This window comes from Pseudoxanthomonas beigongshangi, from assembly GCF_016820515.1.
Lineage (GTDB): Bacteria > Pseudomonadota > Gammaproteobacteria > Xanthomonadales > Xanthomonadaceae > Pseudoxanthomonas_A > Pseudoxanthomonas_A beigongshangi.
Genome location: NZ_JADHDV010000024.1, coordinates 35,570 through 59,854, shown reverse-complemented (window position 1 = coordinate 59,854; position 24,285 = coordinate 35,570). Strand labels below are relative to the sequence as shown.

Sequence of the window (24,285 nt, the reverse complement as noted above, 5' to 3'; positions counted from 1 at the left end):
TCGCGACCGTGATATCACCTGGCTCGCAAACCCTCGCCCCAAACGAAACGGCCCGAAGCGTTTCCGCTCCGGGCCGGGTCTCTTCGCGACTTACGTCGCTCCCACAGGGAAGTGGGAAGAGGCTTCGATCACACCAGCGCGATCGACTTGTTCTTGCGTTCGGCCAGGCGCTTTTCCAGGTAGTGGATGTTCTGGCCGCCGGCCTGGAAGCCTTGGTCGCGCATGATCCGCTGCTGCAGCGGGATGTTGGTCTTGATGCCGTCGACCACCATCTCGCTCAGCGCCACCCGCATGCGGGCGATGGCGGTTTCGCGATCCGGGCCATGCACGATCAGCTTGCCGATCATCGAATCGTAGTTCGGCGGCACGCGGTAACCCTCGTAGATGTGGGTGTCCACGCGCACGCCGGGGCCGCCCGGCGGATGGAAGTGCTGGATCAGGCCCGGGTTGGGCATGAAGGTTTCCGGATCCTCGGCGTTGATGCGGCACTCGATGGCGTGGCCGCGCAGGACGATGTCCTCCTGCTTGATGGTCAGCTTGCGGCCGGCGGCGATGCGCAGCTGCTCGCAGACCAGATCGATGCCGGTGATGCGTTCGGTGACCGGATGCTCCACCTGGATGCGGGTGTTCATCTCGATGAAGTAGAAGCGGCCGTTCTCGTACAGGAACTCGAACGTGCCGGCGCCGCGATAGCCGATGCGCAGGCAGGCTTCCACGCAGACTTTGCCGATTTCGGCGCGCTGCGCCTCGGTGATGCCGGGCGCGGGCGCTTCCTCCACCACCTTCTGGTGGCGGCGCTGCATCGAGCAGTCGCGCTCGCCCAGGTGGATGGCGTTGCCCTGGCCGTCGGCCAGCACCTGGATTTCCACGTGGCGCGGATTCTCCAGGAACTTCTCCATGTACACCTGATCGTTGCCGAACGCCGCCTTGGCCTCCGACTTGGTGGTGGCGATGGCGTTGCTCAGCGCGGCCTCGGCGTGCACCACGCGCATGCCGCGACCACCGCCGCCGCCGGCCGCCTTGATGATCACCGGATAGCCGATTTCGCGGGCGATCTTGGTGTTGGCGACGATGTCGTCGCCCAGCGGACCGCCCGAGCCGGGCACGCACGGCACGCCGGCGGCCTTCATCGCGCGGATCGCTTCCACCTTGTCGCCCATCAGGCGGATGGTGTCGGCCTTGGGACCGATGAAGACGAAGCCGGACTGCTCCACCCGCTCGGCGAAGTCGGCGTTCTCCGACAGGAAGCCGTAGCCGGGATGGATGGCCTGCGCGTCGGTGACCTCGGCCGCGGCGATGATCGCCGGGATGTTGAGGTAACTCTCCGACGACGGCGCCGGACCGATGCAGACCGACTCGTCGGCCATGGCCACGTGCTTGAGGTTGCGGTCGACCGTGGAATGCACGGCCACCGTGCGGATGCCCAGGGTGTGGCACGCGCGCAGGATGCGCAGCGCGATTTCACCCCGGTTGGCGATGACGACTTTATCGAGCATGGGATTGGGGATTCGGGATTGGGGATTCGTAGGAGGCGTGCGTCTCGCGGACACCACGCGGCGAGGATTCGAGCGAGCGGATCAGGGCATTGAGGCGTGCGAAGTTGCGATCAACCAGATCTTCGATAGTGTCCCGAGCGGCCAGGTAGCCAAGGCGTCGCGCTATCTCGATCTGCGTGCTGATCTCGGCCAGCGAGCCCCGCGCCATTGAAAGGAAGCGCAAGTATTCGGCGGTCGAACGACGTGCGGCGCCCTCGGCGATGTTCGAAGGCACGCTGACAGCGGCACGGCGCAACTGCATGGTCAGACCAAATCGCTCCGAATCGGGAAACGGCACCGTGATCTGGTAGATGGATTCGACCAGCGTCATCGCATCGCGCCAGACCTCCAGGCGCTCATGCGGTCGCTGCTTGGCCGAATCCCGAATCACGAATCCCGAATCCCGTCGTGATCGGCGTCAGCCGATCACGAACAACGGCTGATCGAACTCCACCGGCTGGCCGTTCTCGGCCAGGATGGCCTGGATGGTGCCGGAGACGTCGGCTTCGATCGGGTTGAACATCTTCATTGCCTCGATGATCGCCAGGGTGTCGCCGGCCTTGACGGCCTGGCCGACGCTGACGAAGGCCGGCTTGTCCGGCGAGGCCGAGGCGTAGAAGGTGCCGACCATCGGCGCGCGCATCACGTGGCCTTCGGGCAGGTTGCCGCCGGCCTTGGCGGCGCCGCCGGTGGAGGCTTCGGTGGGCGAGCTCATCGGCATCGGCGCGGCCGGGCGGGCCTCGACCGGGGCGTACACCGGGGCCGGCGCGGCGGCGACCAGGCCGCCCTTGGGCACGCGCGCCAGGCGCACGGATTCCTCGCCTTCCTTGATTTCGATTTCGGCGAGGTTCGACTCTTCCAGCAGGTCGATCAGTTTCTTGATTTTGCGGAGATCCATAGGGGCCTCTTGGTTGAGCGGGTTCCCAGACGGGGAACGAAAAGGAAAAGGTGGGAAAGGATCAGCCGGACAATCGCGCCAGCGCGGCATCCAGCGCGTAGCGGTAACTGTCGGCGCCGAACCCGCAGACCACGCCGACCGCCAGATCGCTGAAATAGCTGTGGTGGCGGAACGGCTCGCGGCGGTGCGGGTTGGACAGGTGGATTTCGATGAAGGGCAGGGCCACCGCCGCCAGCGCGTCGCGCAGGGCGACCGAGGTGTGGGTGAAGGCGGCCGGATTGATCAGGACGAAGGCGGTACCATCCGTGCGGGCCGCCTGGACCCGGTCCACCAGCAAATGCTCGGCATTGGACTGGAAGCTGGACAGCTCATGGCCCGCCGCCTGCGCCTGCGCCAGCAGGGCGGCGTCGATGTCCGCCAGCGTGGCATGGCCGTACACCTCCGGCTCGCGGGTGCCGAGCAGGTTGAGGTTGGGACCATGCAGGACCAGCAGTTTAGCCATGGGCGCTCCGACGGGAGGGCGGCAGTCTGCGCGAAGCCGGCGATCCTGTCCAGATCGCCGAAGTTGTTGGCGTTTTAAACGGATGTTTGAATTTTCGGAGCCCCCACGCGCGCAAGGCTTGGTGGATGGACGTTTCGCGCGGGCAGGCCCGCGACAAGGGGGCCGGAGGCCGGTGGGTCCGTGACGCCAAACAGGCTGCGGACTTCCTGGAGTTTCAGGTGGTGGCGGAGAACCGTGCGTTGACGGCATGTTCGCCGGAGAAGGCGGGGTGGATGCGTCTGGGCCCCTCGGGCCAGCGGGCGCCTATTGAGCTTGGCTGCTGACGTCCGCGACGAAGCGCGCGGCGATGGCGGCGTGGCGCGCGGACAGGCGCTTGATCGCCGTATCGAACCGGGAGCGCCAGCCGCTGCCGCGTTCAAGGAGGTCCGCGACCGATGCCTGCAGCGCATCCACATACCCCTGGTCGAGCATGCATTCGATCACGGTGCCGGCTTATTCGAGGTCTTTGAGCGACTCGACATGGTCGGACGCCGGCCTCACGTAAATCTGACGGGCCCTGCCGTCCAACGAGGCGAAGTACCACGCTTGCCCTTGATGGACTTGGACTGAAAGGAGCCCGACAGGGGGGCCATGCTCCGGTGCAGTTCCGCATGGTGGGTCGCTTCATAGGCTTCGCCGCAGGCGGCCTGGGCGCCTGCCGGGAGTTCGCGATAGAGCGCGGTCATGACGGATAGTCCGAGTTATACAACTAAGGACAGAGACGGTTGTATAACTCAGATTTCAAAGTAGGGCGGGCCAGACAAGCTCGTCCCGGCACACCCCCGGCGCCTCTTGTCTCAAAATCGAACGAGATGATCTTGGAGCGGAGTTCGTCGCCCAGTCTCAAAACGGTCATTCGATTTGCAATGAAATTCGATCCGGACCACTTCGCGGCACAGGGCTGCCTGCGCCTGGAGGGATTCCATCCGCGGACCCGGCTGGCGGCGCTCAAGCGGGCACTGGATCTCGAGTTGAAGCGCGTGCACGCGGGACGCGGCGTATCAGCGTCGCTGCGGGCCCTGCCGGTCTTCCAGCAGATCGGCCGGTTGTCCGCGCTGGTGAAGCTGCCGGGCCTGCACGAAACACTGGCGACACCGGATCTGAGGCAGGGGGTCGCGCACCTCGGTGGACGCACGCCGTCCGGCGTCCAGGACACGCAATTGTTGCTGTCGCCCGTGAAGCAGGGGACCTGGACACTGCAAGGCCTGAACTGGCACGTGGATGTGGGGGCGGATGCGGACGGCCCGATCCCCGGCATCCAGGCGTTCTTCCTCATCGATGACGTGACCCCCCACGGGGGAGCGACGCTGGCGCTGGCCGGATCCCATCGGCTCGGCGCCGATGCGATGCCGGCGTTGAGGCGAGTGCTCAGGACGTCGACGGATCTGGAGCGGGACCTTGCCGGTCTTGGCATCCGGCTCGTGGAAATGTCGGGGCGCGCCGGCGACGTGTTCCTGATGGACCTGCGCACGCTGCACACGCCATCGGTCAACACGACGGCACAGGTACGCATGATGGCGACCACGCGCTACTTCATGGGCGAGTGATGAAATCGTACAGCGCATAGTTATCCCAACAACGATGACAGCGGACGCTGGATGGCGTTCGTGTGGCGAATGGCAATGGATCCACTCGGGGAAGTGTCTGCGTGAGATGTTTGTTTCTCACCGAATGACGGTGGATGGCATATCTCGTCATCTGCATAACATTGAACGCCAAAGCATTGAACGCGTTCGATGGCGAAGGCAAACTCGTCACCGGAGCTCCAAAACTCCTTCGTAACGTAAAGCCATCGAAGAAATTTGGAGTACTACCAATGAGTTCAGAGTCTGCTACGCCCGCTTTGCCCCGCACCGGCTATTTCTTTTCCGAAGCGGCCATCTACGAACTGAAACAACTGCGCAGCCAGCTCAACCTGATGGGCTGCCTCAGCGCCGCCTGCGGTGGCGACGAACACAACGAACCCACCATGGCCATCCACCGCTGGTACGCCAGCTTCGAGAACATGGAGCGGCAGGTCGACCGCATCATGAACCAGTCCGAGTGGATCTCGGTCACTCCGGCCCAGCCGGGTGATGGCCCCAAGCGGAAGCTGCTGAAACGCAAGCGCGCGATGCGCTGATGTGGGTGTGCGGCATGCCGGGGAAGATGGGCTTTCCCCGCGTGCCGTCATGTGTGCAGCCAGCGGTGATGCGCGCGCCTCGCACATCATCCGCTTCGGTCCGGATTTAAACCCTGCCACCTCTTCGTGCATCGCACTGTCCGGGAATACAACCGAGGACGGATGGATGCGCAAGACGATGATGCTGATGGCTTGTCTGGTGGGCGGTGCGCCTTTACTGGCCCATGCCCAGAACCTGACCACGCTCGATGACGACATGGTCGGGCCGCGCACGCAGATGCTGGTGCTGGGGTCGGTCCACCTGCGCGAGCAGAAGGATTTCAAGGTGGAGGCGCTGGCGCCGCTGCTGGACAAGCTGGCCGCGTTCAAGCCGCAGGTCATCACCATCGAGGCGATTGGCGGTGAGCAGTGCGATCTGGCCGCGCGCCATCCCACCGTATACGGCGAGGACTACTGCCGGAGCACGGACAAGGCCAAGGCGGCCACGGGCCTGGATATTCCCGCCGCGATTGCCGGGGTGAACAAGGCGCTGGCCGCGTGGCCGGCGAATCCGGCGCCCGCGCAGCGCCGGCATCTGGCCGCGCTGTTCCTGGCCGCCAGCGACCCGGCGTCGGCCTACGTGCAATGGCTGCGGCTGCCGGCGGGCGAGCGCCGCGTCGGTGACGGTCTGGACGAGACGCTGGTGCAGGTGTTGCGCGAGCTGGAAACGCGCAACAACGAGAGCTTCCAGATCGGCGCGCGGCTGGCGGCCACGTTGGGACTGGAGCGCGTGCATCCCATCGACGATCACACCGGCGACAGCCATCAGATCGCGGATACCCAGGCCTTCGGCGAAGCGGTGATGGCGGCGTGGAAGACCGATCGCACGAAGCTGGAGCAGGCCATCGCCGAGCAGGACCGCCTGATCAAGGCGCCGGACCTGCTGCCGCTGTATCGCTACATCAACCAGCCCGAGGTGTCGTGGATCTATGCCGAGAACAATCTGCGTGGCCCGTTGCGTGCGCAGTCGCCGCAGCACTATCCGCAGATATGGGTCAACGGCTGGGAAATCCGCAACCTGCGCATGGTCGCCAATATCCTGGAGACGGTGCGTGATCGGCCGGGGCAGCGCGTGCTGAACATTGTCGGTGCGTCGCACAAACCCTGGTTCGATCAGTGGCTGGGGCAGATGCCGGGGGTGAGCATCGTGGATGTGCAGGCGGTGTTGGAGTAGAGGGTGAGTGGGTGGTGGGGGATTTGCGTAGTGCTGGAAGAGAAAAGCAAATCCCCCTCAATCCCCCTTTTGCAAAGGGGGAGGTAAAAGCTCGCGCGACCTGATAGCCCCCTTTGAAAAAGGGGGCGGGCACCCGCGCTAGCGGGTGACGGGGGATTTGCGCGGTGCTGGAAGAAAGAGCAAATCCCCCTCAGTCCCCCTTTTGCAAAGGGGGAGGCAAAAAGCTCGCGTGGTCTTGATAGCCCCCTTTGGAAAAGGGCCGGGCACCCGCGTAGCGGGTGACGGGGGATTTGCGCGGTGCTGGAAGAAAAAGCAAATCCCCCTCAGTCCCCCTTTTTCAAAGGGGGAGGCAAAAAAGCTAATGCTTGCTCGCCCAGCCGGTGATCTCGCCTTCCACGAACGGCCCGATCTTCTGTTTGAGGATGCGCCCGTCCGCGCCCACCAGCACGGTGTAGGGGAGTACGCCCTTGGCGTTGCCGAGCCAGACGCTGCTGTCGGCCGGGCCGGGCGTGTCCAGCAGGATCGGGTACTGCACCGGCACCTTGGCCAGGAAATCGTTCACGCCTTCCACGGTGTCCAGCGCCAGGCCGATCACCTGCACGCCGTCGGCGCCCTGTTCGCGGGCGAAGCGGTCCAGTTCCGGCATTTCCTTGACGCACGGGCCGCACCAGCTGGCCCATACGTTGATCAGCAGCGGACGGCCGCGGTAGCTCGTCAGGTCCACCATCTTTCCGTCGGGGCCGGGCAGGGCGATCTTCGGCATCGGATCGCCCACCTTGGCGGGGGTCACGCCGGGCGGCGGCTTGGGCGCGGTCGCGTTGACGACGGTCTGCAACGCCTGCTGTCCCGGTTCGGTGCGCCACAGCCAGCCGCTGTCGAAGGCGTGGCTGGCCAGCAGGCCGAGCGCGCCGGCGGCCACCGCCACCCACAGCACGTGCGCGGTCGTGAGCTTCATCGCGCGGCCCTCGCCAGTGCGTCCTCGATCATGGACTGGGTCAGCACCGTCGGCAGCACTTCACCTTCGCCGCCGTCGCGCGGATACACCACGTACAGCGGCACGCCGACCGCGCCGTGCTGTTCCAGGTAGGCGGTGATGGTGGCATCGACATTGGTCCAGTCGCCGCGCATCAGCACGCCGTTGGCGTCGGCCAGCGCCTTGCGGAAGGGTTCGCGATCCAGCACGGTCTTCTCGTTGGCCTTGCAGGTCACGCACCAGTCGGCGGTGATGTCGACGAACACCACCTTGCCCTCGGCGCGCAGCGCGGCCAATCGCTCCGGCGAAAAGGCGACGCTGTGCTGCGTCTCGGCGGGCGCGGCGCGTTCCGGCGGCGGCAGGCGATGCGCCATCACCAGCGGCACGATGGCCGAAGCCAGCACCAGCACCGCCAGCACGCGCTGCACCGGCGCGGCGCGCCAGCGCAGGCGTTGCAGCCACCACGCGGCGACCGCCAGCAGCACCAGCCCGACCAGCACCAGCGCGACCGCGTCGATGCCGCGCTGGCGGCCGAGCACCCACAGCAGCCACACCGCGGTCAGGTACATCGGGAAGGCCAGCGCCTTCTTCAGCGTTTCCATCCACGCGCCCGGGCGCGGCAGGCGGTTGGCCAGCGCCGGCACGAAGCCGATCAGCAGGAACGGCAGCGCCAGGCCGACGCCCAGCATCAGGAACACCAGCAACGCCAGCGGCACCGGCGCGGCGAACGCGAACGCCAGCGCCGCGCCCATGAACGGCGCGGTGCACGGGCTCGCCACCACCACCGCGAGCACGCCGGTGAAGAAATCACCGGCCGGACCGTGTCGGCGGGCCAGCCCATCGCCGGCGCCGGCCAGGCCGTAACCCACGGCGAACACGCCCGACAGGCTCAGGCCGACCGCGAACACCACGTACACCAGCACGCCGATCACCAGCGGTTGCTGCAACTGGAAGCCCCAGCCCAGCGCCTGACCGGCCGCGCGCAGCGCGATGGCCGCGCCGCCCACCGCCAGGAAACTCAGCAGCACGCCGGCGGTGTACCAGAGCGCGCGCGCCTTCGGCCGATCGCCGCCGGCCAGCGACAGCGCCTTCAGCGACAGCACCGGCAGCACGCACGGCATTAGGTTGAGGATCAGGCCGCCGCCCAGCGCCAGCAGCAGCGCCAGCCACAGGCTGGTCGGCGTGCCGGAGGCGCGACGCAGCGCGTCTTCTGGCGGCCGCGTGCGTGGCACCTCGGTGGTGGTAGCGCCGGCGGAAGCGGCCGTGTCGGAGGCGGCGGGTGTTTCGGTAGTGGATGCGTCCGTGCCGGCGGTATCCGCAACCGCCGCGCCATTCGCCGCGGGCAGCGCTGCCGGCGCTTCGGAGGCAGCGGCTTCGGCCGGCGGGGTCACCTTGCCGGCCGGAATCGACAGCGCGATCCGGCGGGTCATCGGCGGATAGCAGATGCCGCCGGTCTGGCAGCCCTGGAAGGTCACCCGCAGGGTGGCCTTGGTGGCGTTGGCGTGATCGCGCTTCAGCGGCACCGGCACTTCGGCCTGATCGAAGTAGACGATGACGTCGCCGAAGTGTTCGTCGTGGTAGGCCTGACCCTTGGGCCAGCGCGGCTTCTGCAGGCCGATGCCGGACGCGCCTTCCAGCGCCATCGAGGTGCGGTCGCGATAGACGTAGTAGCCGCGCGCCGGGGTGAAGCGCAGCAGCAACTGGTTGCCGTCGAAGGCGATGGCTTCCACCGCGAAGGCGCGATCCTGCGGCAGCGGCGCGGCATCGACCGCGCCCTTGCCGCCACCCAGCAGCGACGAGCCGCCTCCGGTCAGCGAACCCAGCGGCACGAAGCCGCCGGCATCGTTCGCCGCCGCCGCGGGCGCGCCGCCGGGCAGGTTCACGGTGAGGTTGCGGACCTGCGGCGGATAGCAGATGCCGGCGTCGGCGCAGCCCTGGTACTTGATCTTGAGGGTGACCGTATCGGCGTCCGCGCCCGCCTGGCCGGGCAGCACCGCGGTCAGGCTGCCGCGATAGGTTTCCACGTCGCCGAAGAACTCGTCGCGATAGGCCTTGCCCTTGGGCAGTTGCAGCGGCTTGGCGGTGAAACCGCCGGCGCTCACCTCGACGCCGGTGCGATGCCGGTACAGGTAGTAGCCATCGGCGATTTTCCAGTGCACCTCGATGCGGTCGCGGCTGGGCGCGGTCACGCTGGGGACGAACACTTCGTCGACCGGAGGCAGGTCCTGCGGGCGGATCTGGGCCTGCGCGGAGCAGGCGAAGGGCAGCAGGCCCAGGGCCAGCAGGCGGGACAACCACGTCATCGGTCAGGATTCCTCTCGGGGCTCGCTCGTCTCCGCCGTCACCCAGGCCAGGTAGGCGGGCAGGCCGGCGGCGGCTTGGACCGCCAGCAGCTCGGGGAGTTCGTAGGGATGCAGCTCGGCCAGCCGGGCCGCCAGCGCCGGCAGGCGTACGGCGGTGGTCTTGATGATCAGCTGGACCTCGTCGGTGGTCTCCACCGCGTCCCGCCAGCGGTAGACCGAGGTCATCCCGGGCAGGATGTTCACGCATGCCGCCAGCCGCTCTTCCACCAGCGTCCCGGCCAGGCGACGGGCGCTGTCGGCATCGGGGCAGGTGCAGAAGGCGATCAGGACGGACATAGGCAGGCGATTATCGCAGCGTGGGCGCCGGTTCAGGGCGCCGGAAAAGGTTGGAGTCGGGACCGGATCCAGTCGGCCAGTTGGGTCTCGTTCAAATCGCCGGCCGCCAGCGCCATCGTCATCAGATAGCGATCCATCGGCGGAGCGACGAGGTCCTGGCCGTTGAGCCGCAGGAACAGCAACAGGGCAATCAGCGCCGTGCGCTTGTTGCCGTCGACGAAGGGATGGTTGCGCGCGATGCCGTGGGCGTAGGCCGCCACCAGCGCCGCCAGATCCACCCCGTCGCCGTAGGCGAATACCTGCCGCGGACGCGCCAGGGCGCTGCTCAGCAGGTGCGGGTCGCGGACGCCGGACGGGCCGCCGTGTTCGGCCAACTGCTGCAGGTGGGCGGCTTCCATCACCGACTCCAGCAACCAGACCGGTTCGCGCATGGCTACTCGGCCAGCTTGCGCAGGACGTCGCGGTTCTCGCGCATGATCTGCTCGGCCGCATCCATCTGCCGCGCGAACTCGGGATCGAACGGAGTCAGGCGGTAACCGTCCGGCGCCTCGGTCAGATAGAGGGTGTCGCCTTCGGCCACTTTCAGCCGCGACAGCACGTCCCGGGGCAGGACCAGGCCGACGGAATTGCCGATGCGGTTGAGCTTGAGCGTTTTCATGGACGTAATTACAGACGTAATACGGCCGAAGATCAAATTTCGGTTCCGGCCCTTGAAAGGCCCGGCCCGGGCCCCATCTCAGCGCAATCCCGGTTCGCCGGGGTTTGTTTGCCCGCGTTGCTGGCACTCTCGGGTACCGAGTGCTAACATCGCCAACCTTTCCCTGTCCAATCAATCACTTAAAGAGGATTGAAATGAGCAATATCAAGCCGCTGTACGACCGCGTGGTCATCAAGCGTATGGAAGAAGAGAAGCTGTCCGCGGGCGGCATCGTGATTCCGGACTCGGCCACCGAGAAGCCGATCAAGGGTGAAGTCGTCGCCGTCGGCGAAGGCAAGGTCCTGGACAACGGCAACGTGCGCGCCCCGAAGGTGAAGGTCGGCGACAAGGTCCTGTTCGGCAAGTACAGCGGCACCGAAGTGAAGCTGGACGGCACCGACTACCTGGTCGTGAAGGAAGACGACATCTTCGCGATCCTCGGCTGATCGCCGAGGCGGGATTCGGCATTGGAGATTCGGGATTCGGACAAGCGCGACTTCTGCGCTGATCGCATCCCGACCCATTCCGCCTCCCGCCAACCCATCGAATCCCCAATCCCCAATATCGAATCCCGGAGTTAATACCCATGGCTGCAAAGGACATCCGTTTCGGTGAAGACGCTCGTTCGCGCATGGTGCGCGGCGTCAACGTGCTCGCCAACGCCGTCAAGGCCACCCTCGGCCCGAAGGGCCGCAACGTCGTGCTCGAGAAGAGCTTCGGCGCCCCGACCATCACCAAGGACGGCGTTTCCGTCGCCAAGGAAATCGAACTGGCAGACAAGTTCGAGAACATGGGCGCGCAGATGGTCAAGGAAGTCGCTTCCAAGACCTCCGACAATGCCGGTGACGGCACCACCACCGCCACCGTGCTGGCGCAGGCGCTGATCCGCGAAGGTTCCAAGGCGGTCGCCGCCGGCATGAACCCGATGGATCTGAAGCGCGGCATCGACAAGGCCGTGATCGCCGCCGTGGCCGAGCTGAAGAAGATCAGCAAGCCCACCGCCGACGACAAGGCCATCGCCCAGGTCGGCACCATCTCCGCCAACTCCGACGAATCGATCGGCAACATCATCGCCGACGCGATGAAGAAGGTCGGCAAGGAAGGCGTGATCACCGTCGAGGAAGGCTCGGGCCTGGACAACGAGCTGGACGTCGTCGAAGGCATGCAGTTCGACCGCGGCTACCTGTCGCCGTACTTCGTCAACAACCAGCAGTCGATGACCGCCGACCTGGATGACCCGTTCATCCTGCTGCACGACAAGAAGATCTCCAACGTGCGTGACCTGCTGCCCGTGCTGGAAGGCGTGGCCAAGGCCGGCAAGCCGCTGCTGATCGTCGCCGAGGAAGTGGAAGGCGAAGCGCTGGCGACCCTGGTCGTCAACACCATCCGCGGCATCGTCAAGGTCGTGGCCGTGAAGGCCCCGGGCTTCGGCGACCGTCGCAAGGCGATGCTGGAAGACATGGCCGTGCTGACCGGCGGCACCGTGATCTCCGAGGAAGTGGGCCTGTCGCTGGAGAAGGCCACCATCAAGGATCTGGGCCGCGCCAAGAAGGTGCAGGTCTCGAAGGAAAACAGCACCATCATCGACGGCGCCGGCGATACCTCCGCCATCGAAGCGCGCATCAAGCAGATCAAGGCGCAGATCGAAGAGACCTCTTCGGACTACGACCGCGAGAAGCTGCAGGAGCGCGTGGCCAAGCTGGCCGGCGGCGTGGCCGTCATCAAGGTCGGTGCCGCCACCGAAGTCGAGATGAAGGAAAAGAAGGCGCGCGTTGAAGACGCCCTGCACGCCACCCGTGCGGCCGTCGAGGAAGGCGTGGTCCCGGGCGGCGGCGTCGCCCTGATCCGTGCCAAGGCCGCCATCGAAGGCCTGAAGGGCATCAACGAAGACCAGACCCACGGCATCCAGATCGCCCTGCGCGCGATGGAAGCCCCGCTGCGCGAAATCGTCACCAACGCCGGCGAAGAGCCCTCCGTGATCGTCAACAAGGTCAAGGACGGTTCGGGCAACTTCGGCTACAACGCCGCCAACGGCGAGTTCGGCGACATGGTCGAGTTCGGCATCCTGGATCCGACCAAGGTCACCCGCACCGCGCTGCAGAACGCCGCGTCCATCGCGGGCCTGATGATCACCACCGAAGCGATGGTGGCCGAGGCTCCGAAGAAGGACGAGCCGGCGATGCCGCCGGGCGGTGGCATGGGCGGCATGGGCGGCATGGATTTCTGATCCGGCCCTCCAGGCAAACCCGCAAGACGAAAAACCCCGCCGCAAGGCGGGGTTTTTCTTTGGGGCGGATCTCCCCTTTTCTTTTCCTGTGGGAGCGACGTCAGTCGCGAGCTTTTGCCCCCTGGGCCCGTGCCCTTCCCGAATGATGAACGGAAGGCTCGCGACTGACGTCGCTCCCACAAGGGAGGGCGGGGTGCTTGCAAATGAAACATTTTGCGTTGCGGCAAAGCTGTGCTATCAATGCAACCCAATGAACGCAGCCCGCGCCAGCTTTTACTTTTGGTACTACTTTCCGATGCCGCTGGCGGAGGAAGGACTGCGCTCACCCTGAAGAAACATTCAGACGCATTCCCGAAAGCCGCCAGCGAACCTGGCGGCTTTTTTGCTTCCAGGGCTGGCGACATCGCACACAGACAACGAACTGGAGATTTCCCGATGGCGCCCCACACCGACGATCTGCGCATCCGCAAGCTGGAACCGCTCACGCCTCCGTCCGAGGTCATCGCGGAACTGCCCTGCGACGAGGCCGTGTCCGAAACCGTCAGCCGCAGCCGCGAAGCGCTGCACGCGATCCTGCATGGCCGCGACGATCGCCTGGCGGTGGTGATCGGCCCATGTTCCATCCACGACCCGATCGCCGCGATGGAATACGCGCAGCGCCTGCGCCCGCTGCGCGATGCGCTGGGCGGAGAGCTGGAAATCGTCATGCGCGTGTATTTCGAGAAACCGCGCACCACGGTCGGCTGGAAGGGCCTGATCAATGACCCTGGCCTGGACGGCAGCTTCCGCATCAACGAGGGCCTGCGACTGGCACGCGGCCTGCTCCGCAACATCAACCGCCTGGGCCTGCCGGCCGGCTGCGAATACCTGGACACCACCTCGCCGCAGTACATCGCCGATCTGGTCGCCTGGGGCGCGATCGGCGCGCGCACCACCGAGAGCCAGATCCACCGTGAACTCGCCTCGGGCCTGTCGTGTCCGGTCGGCTTCAAGAACGGCACCGACGGCAACGTGAAGATCGCCGCCGATGCGGTCAACGCGGCTTCGCATCCGCATCATTTCCTGGCCGTCACCAAGGAAGGCCGCTCGGCCATCGCCGCCACCACCGGCAACCCGGATTGCCACGTGATCCTGCGCGGTGGCAAGGCGCCGAACTACGACGCCGACAGCGTAGAGGCGGCCAGCCAGGTATTGGCGAAGGCGGGCCTGGCGCCGCGCCTGATGATCGACGCCAGCCACGCCAACAGCCTGAAGGATCCGGAAAACCAGCCGCGCGTGATCGAGGACATCGCCGCGCAGATCGAGGCTGGCGAGACCCGCATCATCGGCGCGATGATCGAAAGCCATCTGGTCGCCGGCCGCCAGGATCTGGTGCCGGGCCAGCCGCTGGCCTACGGGCAGAGCATCACCGACGGCTGCATCGGCTGGGACGCGTCGGTGGCCGTGCTGGAACGCCTGGCCACCGCCGTGCGCCGTCGCCGCGAGCGCAACGTGTCGCAGGCCGCCTAGTCCGCGTCGTGGAGGGCCGCAGGAGCGGCCCGGGCGCGACGGCGATCCGTTCCCCTCTCTCCGGATCGTCGGCGCAATCCCGGGGCCGCTCCTGCGCGGAGCGCCATCGCGGGATGCGCGCATCGCCCGATGCGATCAGTGCGTTTCGCCGCGATAGACGAACTTCGGCACGTCCCAGTTGTAGCGGATCGCCAGCAGCCGCAGCAGGAAGCCACCGCCCAGGCAGCCCAGGGTGGCGGTGGACTCATTCACGCCCGCGTGCAGCAGGAGCAGATACGCCGCGCCGGTCAGCAGCGAGACGCTGGCATACAGTTCCTTCTGGAATACCAGCGGAATCTCGTTGCACAGCACATCGCGCAGCACGCCGCCGAAGGTGCCGGTGAGCATGCCGGCGATCACCACGATGGCCGGCGCGTGCCCGGCCTCGCGCGCGATCGCGCAGCCGATCAGGGTGAAGGCGACCAGGCCCAGCGCATCCAGCCACAGGAACGCCTGGCGAAGATGATGCATCCAGCGGGCGACGAAGGTGGCGACGATGGCCGCGCCGATGGTGTAGCCCAGGTATTCCGGATGCTTCACCCAGCCCAGCGGGTAGTGGCCGAGCACGATGTCGCGCAACGAGCCGCCGCCGAGCGCGGTGACCGAGGCGATGATGACGACACCGAACAGGTCCATCCGCCGGCGACCGGCGGACAGCGCGCCGGTCATGGCTTCGGCGGTGATGGCGACGAGGTAGATCAGGGAGAGCAGCATGGGGAAGGTTCCGGCGGGAGGTGGCCGGAACCGGCGGGAATTGCGCGCACGCCTTCCGCGCGCGGAGGCGCGTGGGACGGAACGCTCAATTCACGACCGGAATCCGGTGCCGCTCCCGCTGTCCTTTTGCCTGAGAGTTCGGCGGCGTGGGCCGCTTGCCCCTTCGGCGGGTCATCGAAGACCTCTCTCCAGATCGGCGTGGGTGGATGCAGTGGATGGTTGCGTCCAGCAACCGAGCCTGAGCGATTATGGGAGCCTGCGCCTTCGGCGGGAGCGTGCGGCTCCGCTCTCCTGCATCCGGCGCGCACTTTAGCAGAGACCGATGTGAAAATACCGGCTCCACTGGCCTGCCTGTCCCCATGATCGCCTACGCGCTGCGCTCCGAAACCCCCGCCGACACGCCCGCCATCCGTGCCCTGATCACGAAGGCCTTCGCCGTTGCCGAACACAGCAGCGGCACCGAGGCGGCGATCGTCGACGCGTTGCGCGCGCGCGACGAGCTGACCCTGTCGCTGCTGGCGGAACAGGATGGGCGGGTGATCGGCCACGTCGCGTTTTCGCCGGTGGCCATCGGCGACGGCGCGGCCGGCTGGTACGGGCTGGGGCCGGTGGCGGTGGCGCCGGACTGCCAGGGCGCCGGTATCGGCGCCGCGCTGATCGAAGCCGGCCTGGCCCGGTTGCGCCAGGCCGGCGCGGGCGGCTGCGTGGTGCTGGGCGATCCCGGGTATTACGCGCGTTTCGGTTTCGCGAACGAGGCCGAGCTGCGTTACGAGGGCGCACCGGCCGAATACTTCATGGCGTTGACCCTGGATGGCAGCCGGCCGCAGGGGGCGGTGGCGTACAGCGTGGCGTTCGAGGCGACGGAAACCGCGCGGGACTGACATTGGCTTTGCCTCCCCCTTCGGAGAAGGGGGATTGAGGGGGATTTGCTTTTGGCGCCAAGAGCAAATCCCCCGTCGCCCGCTACGCGGCCGCCCGCCCCCTTTGTTAAAGGGGGCTATCGATGCTGCGGCTTCTGCTTTTGCCTCCCCCTTCGAAGAAGGGGGACTGAGGGGGATTTGTTCTTGGCGCCAACAGCAAATCCCCCGTCGCCCGCTGCGCGTCCGCCCGCCCCCTTTGTTAAAGGGGGCTATCGATGTTGAGACATCTGCTTTTGCCTCCCCCTTCGAAGAAGGGGGATTGAGGGGGATTTGTTCTTGGCACCAAAAGCAAATCCCCCGTCACCTGCTGCGCAGGTGCCCGCCCCCTTTTGCAAAGGGGGCTATCGATGTGGCGCCTTTGCTTATGCCTCCCCCTTCGAAGAAGGGGGATTGAGGGGGATTTGCTCTTGGCGCCAACAGCAAATCCCCCGTCGCCCGCTACGCGGCCGCCCGCCCCCTTTTGCAAAGGGGGCTATCGATGCTGCGACTTCTGCTTTTACCTCCCCCTTCGGAGAAGGGGGACGGAGGGGGATTGATCAGCCATGCAGCTGTTGAAAAGCGCTTGCTCTTTCAGGCCTTCATGCTGCCCGTATCCAGCCACCGCTGGTGCCACGACAGTGCCTCGGGCAACAGGTGCGGGGTGTGGCGGCCATAGCTGGCATGCAGGGCGCGTTCGAAATAGTCGGTCAGCGCGTCGCGGTAGTCCGGATGCGCGCACTGCGCGATCAGCACGCGCGCGCGCTGCTTGGGCGAGAGGCCGCGCAGATCCGCCAGGCCCTGTTCGGTGACGATGATCGAGACGTCGTGTTCGGTGTGGTCCACGTGGCTGACCATCGGCACCAGCGAGGAGATGCTGCCGCCCTTGGCGGTGCTGGGGCTGAGGAAGATCGAAAGGTAGCCGTTGCGGGCGAAGTCGCCGGAGCCGCCGATGCCGTTCTGGATGCGCGAGCCCATGATGTGGGTCGAATTGACGTTGCCGTACAGGTCCGCTTCCACCATCCCGTTCATGCAGATGCAGCCGAGCCGGCGCACCAGTTCCGGATGGTTGGAGATTTCCTGCGTGCGCATGACGATGCGCTCGCGGTAGAAACCGATGTTCTGCTTGAACACCTCGTTGGCTTCCGGGCTCAGCGCGAAGCCGGTGCACGAGGCGCTGCGCAGCACGCCGTCGCGCAGCATGTCCAGCATGCCGTCCTGGATGACCTCGGTGAACGCGGTCAGGTCGCGGAAGCCGCTGGCGCTCAGGCCGGCCAGCACCGCGTTGGGGATGTTGCCCACGCCCGATTGCAGTGGCAGCAGGTTGGGCGGCAGCCGGCCCTTTTTCACTTCGTGCTGCAGGAATTCGATCAGGTGCGCGGCGATCCGTTCGCTGGTCGCATCGGCCGGATTGAACGGTCTGTTGCGATCCGGGCCGTGGGTGCGCACCACCGCGACAATCTTGTCCGGGTCGCAGCGCAGCGCGGTGTCGCCGATGCGATCGTCCGGATGGATCAGCGGAATCGGCTTGCGGTGCGGCGGCAGCGCGGTGCCGTAGTAGATGTCGTGCATGCCGTCCAGGCCTTCGGGCTGCCAGTCGTTGACCTCGACGATCACCTTGCGCGCCAGATCCAGCCAGGTCTTGTTGTTGCCCACCGAGGTGGACGGCACCAGCGCACCGTCCTCGCGGATGGCCGACACTTCCACCACCGCGGTATCGACCTCGCCGTAGAAGCCGAACCAGGTGTGCTGGGCGACGTGGCTCAGGTGGGTGTCGAGGTATTCCAGGGTGCCGGCGTTGATGCGCTGGCGGGTGTCCGGATCGCTCTGGAACGGCAAACGCAGGGCGATGCCGTCGACCTTGGCCAGCGCGCCGTCCAGTTCCGGCGCGGTGGACGCGCCGGTGAGCAGGCGGATCTGGAAGCCCTGGCCCTGCGCGTGGCAACGGTCGATCCGCGCCGCCAGTGCCAGCGGCACTTCCTTCGGATAGCCCGAGCCGGTGAATCCGCTCATGGCCACGGTCTCGCCGGGCTGGATGTGCGCGGCGGCTTCTTCGGCGGAAACGGCGAGCGCGCGCAGGCGCGGATGGCGGATACGGTCGCTGGACATGCGGGGGAGCGGAACCAGAAAGCGGAAAGCGCGCATTATCGCCCGCGGACCCGGCCCGGGGGCCAAGACGATCGGGGAATACACCGCATGCGATGTTTCGTGTCCCGTGGTTCGGGCATGCTGTGCGCATGAACAGGACGTCGATTTCCGGGCTCGCCCCCCGCTGGAGCAGCACACGCCGCTGGCTGCTGCGCGCGGCCTTGGCCCTGCTGGCGCTGTACGCGCTGTACCTGGCCGCGGCCAATCTGTGGATCAACACCGCTTTGGGCGAGCGCACGCTCAACCGCAAGCCGGAGAAATTCCAGATGCATTGGGCCGGCGGTCACAGCTGGTGGCCCGGACGGGTCAGCCTGCGCGAGGTGAAACTGCAGGGCCAGGTGCGGCGCATCGCCTGGCAGGCGCAGGCCAGCGCGGTGCAGGGCGAGATTGCGTTGTGGCCGCTGCTGCGACGGGAACTGCACGTGCCGTGGGTACAGGCCGACGGCGTGAGCGGCGGCGTCCATCGCGCCGAACGCGAGCTGCCGGTGCCGCCGCCGCGCGATGGCGGCTGGGTGTTGCGCTTCGATCGCATCACCAGTGACAGCCTGACCCGCGGCGAGTTCGACGGCCTGCGCCTGGACGGTGAAGGCAGCGCACAGGTCGGTTTCGTCAAGCAACTTCGCGGCGGGCCAATGGAATTGCTGCCCTCGCGCGCGGCGTTCCGCAAGGCGCGCCTGGCCCGTGATGGCGAGGAGGTGCTGCGCGAGGCGGAGCTGGAAGCCACCTTCGCGATCGCCAGGCACCGCCGCGAGGAGGCGCCGGGCCTGCGCAAGTTGCTCAAGACCGACGCGCGGCTGAAGCTGCGCGGCATCACCAGCGCCATCGACGTCACTCCGGTGCCGGGCGGCGTCACCCTCGCGCTCGTGCCCGGGCGCGGCCAGGCCAATATCGAGCTCGGTTTCTCCAGGGGCGCGCTCACGCCGGGCAGCCGCCTGCAATGGAGCATGCCGATCGGCGGCAGCGACGCATCCGGCGTCTCCCGCACCGACGCGCTGGGCATCGCGCTGGCGGTGGATCGCCAGGACATCGCGCTGAAGGTGAAGGCGCCGCCGCTCGCCCAGGGCCGGATGTCGGTGGACGCGGATCTGCGCCTGCGCGGGCGCGAGCTTCCGCTGGGAGATTTCCCCTCGCTGCTGCCGCGCGCGTCCGGGCACGTGGTCGGGCGCTGGCGGTTCTCCTCGCTGCACTGGATCACCAGCCTGTTTCCGCGGACGCCATGGCTGCAACTGGAAGGCGCGGGGGACGTGGATGCCGACGTGCAGGTGGTGAACGGGCAACTGGCCGCCGGCAGCCGCATCGGCGTGCCGGAGGTGGACGCGGTGGCCGATGTGATGGGCAACCGCATCCGCGGCCGCGCCCACGCCGATATCCGCCTGGACGCCGGTCCCAAGGGCGAACTGGTGCCGCGGCTGCAGGCAGTGATGGAGCAATTCCATGTCGCCTCGGTGCGCGCACCGCAGCGTCCCTATGTGCAGGGTCGCAACCTGCGCCTGTTCCTCAACGCCGATGGCCCCTTGCAGGACCTGCGCAACGCGATGCGCGGGCGGGTGGTGTTCGACAACGCCAACGTGCCGGACCTGCGCGTCTACAACCCGTACCTGCCGCGCCGGCACATGCGCTTCGACGGCGGCGCCGGTTTCCTCAGCGGCGATCTGTCGCTGGATACCGCCGGCGATGTCGGCCACGGCCGCCTGCGCATCACCGGGCGCGGCGCGCGCATGCATCTGGCCGGAATCGATCTGCGTGGCGACGTGGACATCGGCCTGGCCCTGCGCCGCGCGGATCTGCGACGGCGCGCGTTCGTCGCCGACGGCAGTACCGTGCAGTTCCGCAACCTCGGTTTCCGCGAACCCGGCGGCGATGCGCGCAGCGGCTGGTGGGCGAAGCTGCGGCTGGATCGCGCGCGCCTGGACGTGGATCGCCCGCTCAGCGCCGGAGGCAGCGCGGCGGTGCAGATGAAGGACGTGGGTTTCCTGCTGGCGCTGTTCTCGCGCAAGAAGGACTACCCCAAATGGGTCTACCGGCTGGTCGACGCCGGCCAGGCGCAGGCCGATGGCCGCGTGCAGTGGCGCGACGACGTGCTGGTGCTGGACCGGGTGAAGGCGAACAACGACCGTTTCGACCTGCAGGCCCGGCTGCGCCTGCAGGGCCCGCGTCGCAGCGGCCAGCTCTACGCGCGCTGGGGCGTGCTCAGCGCGGGGCTGGAATTGCAGGACAATGCCCGCCGCTGGCACCTGGTGAAGGCGCGGGAGTGGTACCAGGGGCAGCCGGATCTGATGCGTTGAGGACCGTTTTGCGCAGTTGAACGGTTTGGCCCCTATTCAGGTTTCAGCCGTGTGAATCGTGAAACCGGTTACAGGATCGGCCCGAAAATTGGTCTGGCATCGGTAACATCCAAGCAGAACAAGGCTTTTCGGAAAAACCCCGTTCCCGGCTCAAATGTACTGCCCGGTTTTGTTTTGCAGTGCAGCGTGCAAGCCCCGCAACCGCTCCTTCACGATGGCCCCGCATCCCGACGTGGGGGAGGGAGCAAGCCCGCAACTGGCCTAGCCATTGCGGGCTTTTTTATTGTCCGGGATTCGGGATTTGGGATCCGGGATTCGCAAGGGCGCGGCGTCGTTGCAATGCTGGATTCCGGTCGGGTTGGCAATCGCGGCTGTTGGTGGGGTGGGGGAGGCGTAGAATTCACGCCATGAACGAGTCCTCCCCGCGCCAGATTCCCCTCCAGGTCGTTTCCACCGCCGCCGCCACCGCCTCCGCCCCGCTGGAAACGGGCGTCAAGCAGCTGGGCGGCGACAAGATTTCCCGTTCGCCGGTGCAGTTCGCCGACGCGCCGGTGCTGCGCAAGCCGTCGTGGATCCGCGTGCGCATTCCCAGCGACGGTTCGGTGGCGCGGCTGAAGGCCAAGCTGCGCGAGAACCGGCTGGTCACGGTGTGCGAGGAGGCCAGTTGCCCGAACATCCACGAGTGCTTCGGCCACGGCACCGCGACTTTCATGATCCTGGGCGAGGTCTGCACCCGCCGCTGTTCCTTCTGCGACGTCGCCCACGGCCGGCCCAAGCCGCCGGATGCGTCCGAGCCGCTCAGCCTGGCGCATACCGTGGCCGACATGGGCCTGAAGTATGTCGTCGTCACCAGCGTGGATCGCGATGACCTGCGCGACGGCGGCGCCCAGCATTTCGTCGACTGCATCGCGGCCATCCGCGAGCATTCGCCGGGCACCCGCATCGAGATCCTGACCCCGGACTTCCGCGGCAAGGGCCGCATGGACCGGGCGCTGGAAATCCTGGCGGTGAATCCGCCGGACGTGTTCAACCACAACATCGAGACGGTGCCGGACCTGTACCCCAACGTGCGCCCCGGCGCCGACTACCAGTGGTCGCTGACCCTGCTGCAGAAGTTCAAGCAGCAGCATCCGGAGCTGCCGACCAAGTCCGGCATCATGCTGGGCCTGGGCGAGACCATGGAGCAGGTGAAGGCGACCCTGCGCGACCTGCGCGCGCACGACGTGGAGATGGTCACCATCGGCCAGTACCTGCAGCCCACCGCGCACCATCACCCGGTGATGCGCTACTGGACGCCGGAAGAGTTCAAGGAGCTGGAGCTCTACGGCAACGAGCTGGGTTTCAGCCACGTCGCCTCCGGCCCGCTGGTGCGTTCGTCCTACCACGCCGATCGCCAGGCCGCCGAGGCCGCGGCCAGCGTCCGCAACGCCGCTGCCGGCTGAACCGCGGGTTGGCCGACGGACGGCCAGCCGAAACAGGTTCACTTTTCTCTACGGGCCCGGGGTTAGGGTCTCTTTCGGCAGGCCCATCCGCCTGCCGAAAGACAGGGATGACAAGCGCCGCAACTTTGGGCACTGTCTGGCTGTCAGATGTCCCCGCCGTTCTCCTGCAAGGCCTCCGGGCCGCGAGTACCCGATGAAAGTGAAGAAAGTCCCCGCCGTCTTCCTGCTGTCCCTGGCGCTGGCGTCGCCGCTGGCGCTGCTGGCGCGTGGCGATGGCGATGGCGACAACCGCGTCGCGCTGCCGACCGCGCCCACCGCGGATCAGGCCACCACCTCCAAGCTGGTCTACGGCCTGCTGTCCGACAGCCGCTACGCCTACCGCCCGCGCGCGCTGGATGAAACGTTGTCGGCGGACATCTTCAAGCGCTACCTGGAAGCGCTGGACGGCGGCAAGCAGTTCTTCACCGCCGCCGACGTGGCCAAGTTCGCGCCGCTCAAGGCGCAGATGGGCGAGGCGGTCCGCAGCGGCGAACTGGATCCGGCCTACGACGTCTTCACCATCTACCGCCAGCGCGTGCAGCAGCGCGTGGCCTACGCGCGCTCGCTGCTCAAGCAGGACTTCGACTTCAGCGGCGACCAGCGCTGGGAGTACGACCGCAAGGACGCCCCGTGGGCGGCCAGCACCGAGGAACTGGATGCGCTGTGGAAGAAGTCGGTGATGAACGACTGGCTGCGCCTGAAGCTGGCCGGCAAGAAGCCCGAGGACATCCGCAAGACCCTGGACAAGCGCTACGCCAACCTGCAGCGCACCGTCGACGAGTTCAAGAGCGAGGACGTGTTCCAGGCCTTCCTCAACAGCTACACCGGCGCGATCGACCCGCATACCGATTACTTCACCCCGCGCACCGCCGAGAACTTCAACCAGTCGATGTCGCTGTCGCTGGAAGGCATCGGCGCGGTGCTGCAGCGGCAGGACGATCTGGTGGCGATCCGCGAGATCGTGCCCGGCGGCCCGGCGGATCTGAGCGGCAAGCTCAAGGTCGGCGATCGCATCGTCGCGGTCGGCCAGGGCAAGTCCGGCGCGATGACCGACGTGATCGGCTGGCGCATCGATGATGTCGTCGCGCAGATCCGCGGCAAGAAGGACACCCAGGTCCGGATCGAATACATCCCGGTCGAATCCGGCATCGACGGCAAGCACGCGCAGGTCACCATCACCCGCCAGAAGGTCAAGCTGGAGGAGCAGGCGGCCAAGGCCGAGACCATCACCCTGCCGGCCGCCAACGGCGAGCCGCAGCGGCGCATCGGCGTGATCAAGCTCCCGGCGTTCTACCAGGACTTCGAGGGGCGTCGCCGCAATCCCAACGACTTCACCTCGGCCACCCGCGACATCGCCAAGCTGCTGGCCCAGTTCAAGACCCAGGACGTCGACGGCGTGGTCATGGACCTGCGCAACAACGGCGGCGGTTCGCTGGACGAGGCCGTCGAGCTGACCGGCCTGTTCATCGACAAGGGCCCGGTGGTGCAGGTGCGCGAGTCCGGCGGTCGCGTCACCGTCAACAGCGATCGCAAGCCGGGCGTGGCCTGGGACGGTCCGCTGGCGGTGCTGATCAACCGCGGTTCGGCTTCGGCTTCGGAGATCTTCGCCGGCGCCATCCAGGACTACGGCCGTGGCCTGGTGATCGGCGAGACCAGCTTCGGCAAGGGTACCGTGCAGAACATGGTGGATCTGGATCGCTGGCCGGCCAACGAGACCGCGCGCTTCGGCCAGGTCAAGCTGACCATCGCACAGTTCTTCCGCGTGGCCGGCGGCAGCACCCAGCACAAGGGCGTGGTGCCGGATCTGGCGTTCCCGGTGAGCGTGGACGCCAGCGAATACGGCGAGAGCACCTACGACAACGCGCTGCCGTGGACCCGCATTGCCGCGGTACCGCACACCCAGTACGGCAACTTCGCGCCGCTGCTGCCGAAGCTGGAAGCCCTGCACGCCTCGCGCGTGGCCAAGGACAAGGAATTCCAGTGGTGGACCGAGGATGTGGCGACGTTCCGCGCCGAGGCGGCCAAGAAGTACGTCTCGCTCAACGAGGCCGAGCGCCGCGCCGAACGCGACAAGCAGGACACCCTGCGCAAGACCCGCCAAGCCGAACGCAAGGCGCTGGGACTGGCGCTGGATCCGCTGGCCGACGATCTGGCCGACGACGGCCTGGGCGCGAGCGAGCGCGACATCGTCAAGGACGCCGCCCGCGAGAAGCTGGTCGACAAGCGTCCGGATCCGCTGCTGCGCGAATCGGCGGCGATCCTGGGTGACGCCATCGGCGTGTTGAACCAGGACCGCAAGCTGTCGGCGCAGGTGCTGCCGGAATCGACGGGACCGGGGCGCTGGGCGGATTGAAGCCGGGCGTGGTTT

The 24,285-nt window shown here is 66.9% G+C and carries 22 protein-coding genes and 2 riboswitches; of the genes, 10 read left to right on the top strand and 12 right to left on the bottom strand.

Going from position 1 to position 24,285, the window contains the following annotated elements; all coding sequences use genetic code 11:
• Positions 1 to 128: 128 nt before the first annotated feature.
• The 5 genes from accC to IQ458_RS16020 all read right to left on the bottom strand — a co-directional run bounded on the left by accC (position 129) and on the right by IQ458_RS16020 (position 3,418).
• A complete protein-coding gene (gene accC, locus IQ458_RS16040) occupies positions 129 to 1,496 on the bottom strand; it encodes an acetyl-CoA carboxylase biotin carboxylase subunit (protein ID WP_141454205.1) in 1,368 nt (455 codons plus the stop codon).
• The gene (locus tag IQ458_RS16035; protein ID WP_203323443.1) at positions 1,486 to 1,926 is read right to left on the bottom strand and encodes a four helix bundle protein; all 441 of its coding nucleotides are present in this window, start codon (positions 1,924 to 1,926) and stop codon (positions 1,486 to 1,488) included. The genes accC and IQ458_RS16035 overlap by 11 nt, the downstream gene beginning before the upstream one ends.
• A gap of 27 nt (positions 1,927 to 1,953) precedes the next feature.
• The gene (accB, locus tag IQ458_RS16030; protein WP_183640973.1) at positions 1,954 to 2,433 is read right to left on the bottom strand and encodes an acetyl-CoA carboxylase biotin carboxyl carrier protein; all 480 of its coding nucleotides are present in this window, start codon (positions 2,431 to 2,433) and stop codon (positions 1,954 to 1,956) included.
• A gap of 61 nt (positions 2,434 to 2,494) precedes the next feature.
• Positions 2,495 to 2,935: a type II 3-dehydroquinate dehydratase gene (aroQ, locus tag IQ458_RS16025; RefSeq protein WP_192199156.1), complete on the bottom strand. Its 441-nt coding sequence runs from the start codon at positions 2,933 to 2,935 to the stop codon at positions 2,495 to 2,497.
• A 303-nt stretch (positions 2,936 to 3,238) separates the two neighbouring features.
• Positions 3,239 to 3,418, bottom strand: coding sequence for a hypothetical protein (locus tag IQ458_RS16020; protein ID WP_141454201.1), 180 nt, complete (start codon positions 3,416 to 3,418; stop codon positions 3,239 to 3,241).
• A gap of 422 nt (positions 3,419 to 3,840) precedes the next feature.
• Here IQ458_RS16020 and IQ458_RS16015 point away from each other — a divergent pair, with 422 nt between their 5' ends.
• From IQ458_RS16015 to IQ458_RS16005, 3 genes are all read left to right on the top strand, one after another.
• Positions 3,841 to 4,521: a phytanoyl-CoA dioxygenase family protein gene (locus IQ458_RS16015; RefSeq protein WP_203323442.1), complete on the top strand. Its 681-nt coding sequence runs from the start codon at positions 3,841 to 3,843 to the stop codon at positions 4,519 to 4,521.
• Positions 4,522 to 4,790: 269 nt separating this feature from the next.
• Positions 4,791 to 5,096, top strand: a complete 306-nt coding sequence (locus IQ458_RS16010; protein WP_203323441.1) for an XAC0095 family protein — start codon at positions 4,791 to 4,793, stop codon at positions 5,094 to 5,096.
• Between the two features lie 178 nt (positions 5,097 to 5,274).
• Positions 5,275 to 6,309, top strand: a complete 1,035-nt coding sequence (locus tag IQ458_RS16005) for a DUF5694 domain-containing protein (protein ID WP_203323447.1) — start codon at positions 5,275 to 5,277, stop codon at positions 6,307 to 6,309.
• A 358-nt stretch (positions 6,310 to 6,667) separates the two neighbouring features.
• On the opposite strand, the gene IQ458_RS16000 is transcribed toward IQ458_RS16005, so the two are convergent.
• Genes IQ458_RS16000 through IQ458_RS15980 form a run of 5 tightly spaced genes read right to left on the bottom strand, consistent with a single transcriptional unit; the run spans position 6,668 to position 10,579 of the window.
• Positions 6,668 to 7,264, bottom strand: coding sequence for a TlpA family protein disulfide reductase (locus tag IQ458_RS16000; RefSeq protein ID WP_203323440.1), 597 nt, complete (start codon positions 7,262 to 7,264; stop codon positions 6,668 to 6,670).
• Positions 7,261 to 9,585, bottom strand: a complete 2,325-nt coding sequence (locus IQ458_RS15995; RefSeq protein ID WP_203323439.1) for a protein-disulfide reductase DsbD family protein — start codon at positions 9,583 to 9,585, stop codon at positions 7,261 to 7,263. Before IQ458_RS15995 ends, IQ458_RS16000 begins: the two co-directional genes overlap by 4 nt.
• A gap of 3 nt (positions 9,586 to 9,588) precedes the next feature.
• Entirely contained in the window at positions 9,589 to 9,921 is a 333-nt protein-coding gene (gene cutA, locus IQ458_RS15990; protein WP_183640990.1) for a divalent-cation tolerance protein CutA, read from the bottom strand.
• A gap of 32 nt (positions 9,922 to 9,953) precedes the next feature.
• Complete coding sequence (locus IQ458_RS15985; protein WP_183640993.1) at positions 9,954 to 10,352, bottom strand: type II toxin-antitoxin system death-on-curing family toxin; 399 nt, start codon at positions 10,350 to 10,352, stop codon at positions 9,954 to 9,956.
• Positions 10,353 to 10,354: 2 nt separating this feature from the next.
• Positions 10,355 to 10,579 (bottom strand): AbrB/MazE/SpoVT family DNA-binding domain-containing protein, encoded by a 225-nt coding sequence (locus IQ458_RS15980; protein WP_141454182.1) that lies wholly within the window; start codon positions 10,577 to 10,579, stop codon positions 10,355 to 10,357.
• 194 nt (positions 10,580 to 10,773) lie between these two features.
• Here IQ458_RS15980 and groES point away from each other — a divergent pair, with 194 nt between their 5' ends.
• The 3 genes from groES to IQ458_RS15965 all read left to right on the top strand — a co-directional run bounded on the left by groES (position 10,774) and on the right by IQ458_RS15965 (position 14,354).
• Complete coding sequence (gene groES / locus IQ458_RS15975) at positions 10,774 to 11,064, top strand: co-chaperone GroES (RefSeq protein WP_183640997.1); 291 nt, start codon at positions 10,774 to 10,776, stop codon at positions 11,062 to 11,064.
• Positions 11,065 to 11,204: 140 nt separating this feature from the next.
• Positions 11,205 to 12,845, top strand: coding sequence for a chaperonin GroEL (gene groL / locus IQ458_RS15970; protein ID WP_183641000.1), 1,641 nt, complete (start codon positions 11,205 to 11,207; stop codon positions 12,843 to 12,845).
• A 435-nt stretch (positions 12,846 to 13,280) separates the two neighbouring features.
• Positions 13,281 to 14,354, top strand: a complete 1,074-nt coding sequence (locus IQ458_RS15965; protein ID WP_203323438.1) for a 3-deoxy-7-phosphoheptulonate synthase — start codon at positions 13,281 to 13,283, stop codon at positions 14,352 to 14,354.
• Positions 14,355 to 14,489: 135 nt separating this feature from the next.
• Here IQ458_RS15965 and IQ458_RS15960 read toward each other — a convergent pair whose 3' ends face one another.
• The gene (locus tag IQ458_RS15960; RefSeq protein WP_183644903.1) at positions 14,490 to 15,107 is read right to left on the bottom strand and encodes a trimeric intracellular cation channel family protein; all 618 of its coding nucleotides are present in this window, start codon (positions 15,105 to 15,107) and stop codon (positions 14,490 to 14,492) included.
• A gap of 110 nt (positions 15,108 to 15,217) precedes the next feature.
• Positions 15,218 to 15,309: riboswitch (glycine riboswitch) on the bottom strand.
• A gap of 10 nt (positions 15,310 to 15,319) precedes the next feature.
• A riboswitch (glycine riboswitch) is annotated at positions 15,320 to 15,411 on the bottom strand.
• 55 nt (positions 15,412 to 15,466) lie between these two features.
• Here IQ458_RS15960 and IQ458_RS15955 point away from each other — a divergent pair.
• Positions 15,467 to 15,988, top strand: coding sequence for a GNAT family N-acetyltransferase (locus IQ458_RS15955; RefSeq protein ID WP_203323437.1), 522 nt, complete (start codon positions 15,467 to 15,469; stop codon positions 15,986 to 15,988).
• Between the two features lie 609 nt (positions 15,989 to 16,597).
• Here IQ458_RS15955 and scpC read toward each other — a convergent pair.
• The gene (scpC, locus tag IQ458_RS15950) at positions 16,598 to 18,112 is read right to left on the bottom strand and encodes a succinyl-CoA:acetate CoA-transferase ScpC (protein WP_203323436.1); all 1,515 of its coding nucleotides are present in this window, start codon (positions 18,110 to 18,112) and stop codon (positions 16,598 to 16,600) included.
• A gap of 128 nt (positions 18,113 to 18,240) precedes the next feature.
• On the opposite strand from scpC, the gene IQ458_RS15945 reads away from it, so the two are divergent.
• From IQ458_RS15945 to IQ458_RS15935, 3 genes are all read left to right on the top strand, one after another.
• Positions 18,241 to 20,436, top strand: a complete 2,196-nt coding sequence (locus IQ458_RS15945; protein WP_203323435.1) for an AsmA family protein — start codon at positions 18,241 to 18,243, stop codon at positions 20,434 to 20,436.
• A 407-nt stretch (positions 20,437 to 20,843) separates the two neighbouring features.
• Positions 20,844 to 21,878, top strand: a complete 1,035-nt coding sequence (gene lipA, locus IQ458_RS15940) for a lipoyl synthase (protein WP_203323434.1) — start codon at positions 20,844 to 20,846, stop codon at positions 21,876 to 21,878.
• Between the two features lie 193 nt (positions 21,879 to 22,071).
• A complete protein-coding gene (locus tag IQ458_RS15935; RefSeq protein WP_203323433.1) occupies positions 22,072 to 24,270 on the top strand; it encodes a carboxy terminal-processing peptidase in 2,199 nt (732 codons plus the stop codon).
• Positions 24,271 to 24,285 lie beyond the last annotated feature (15 nt).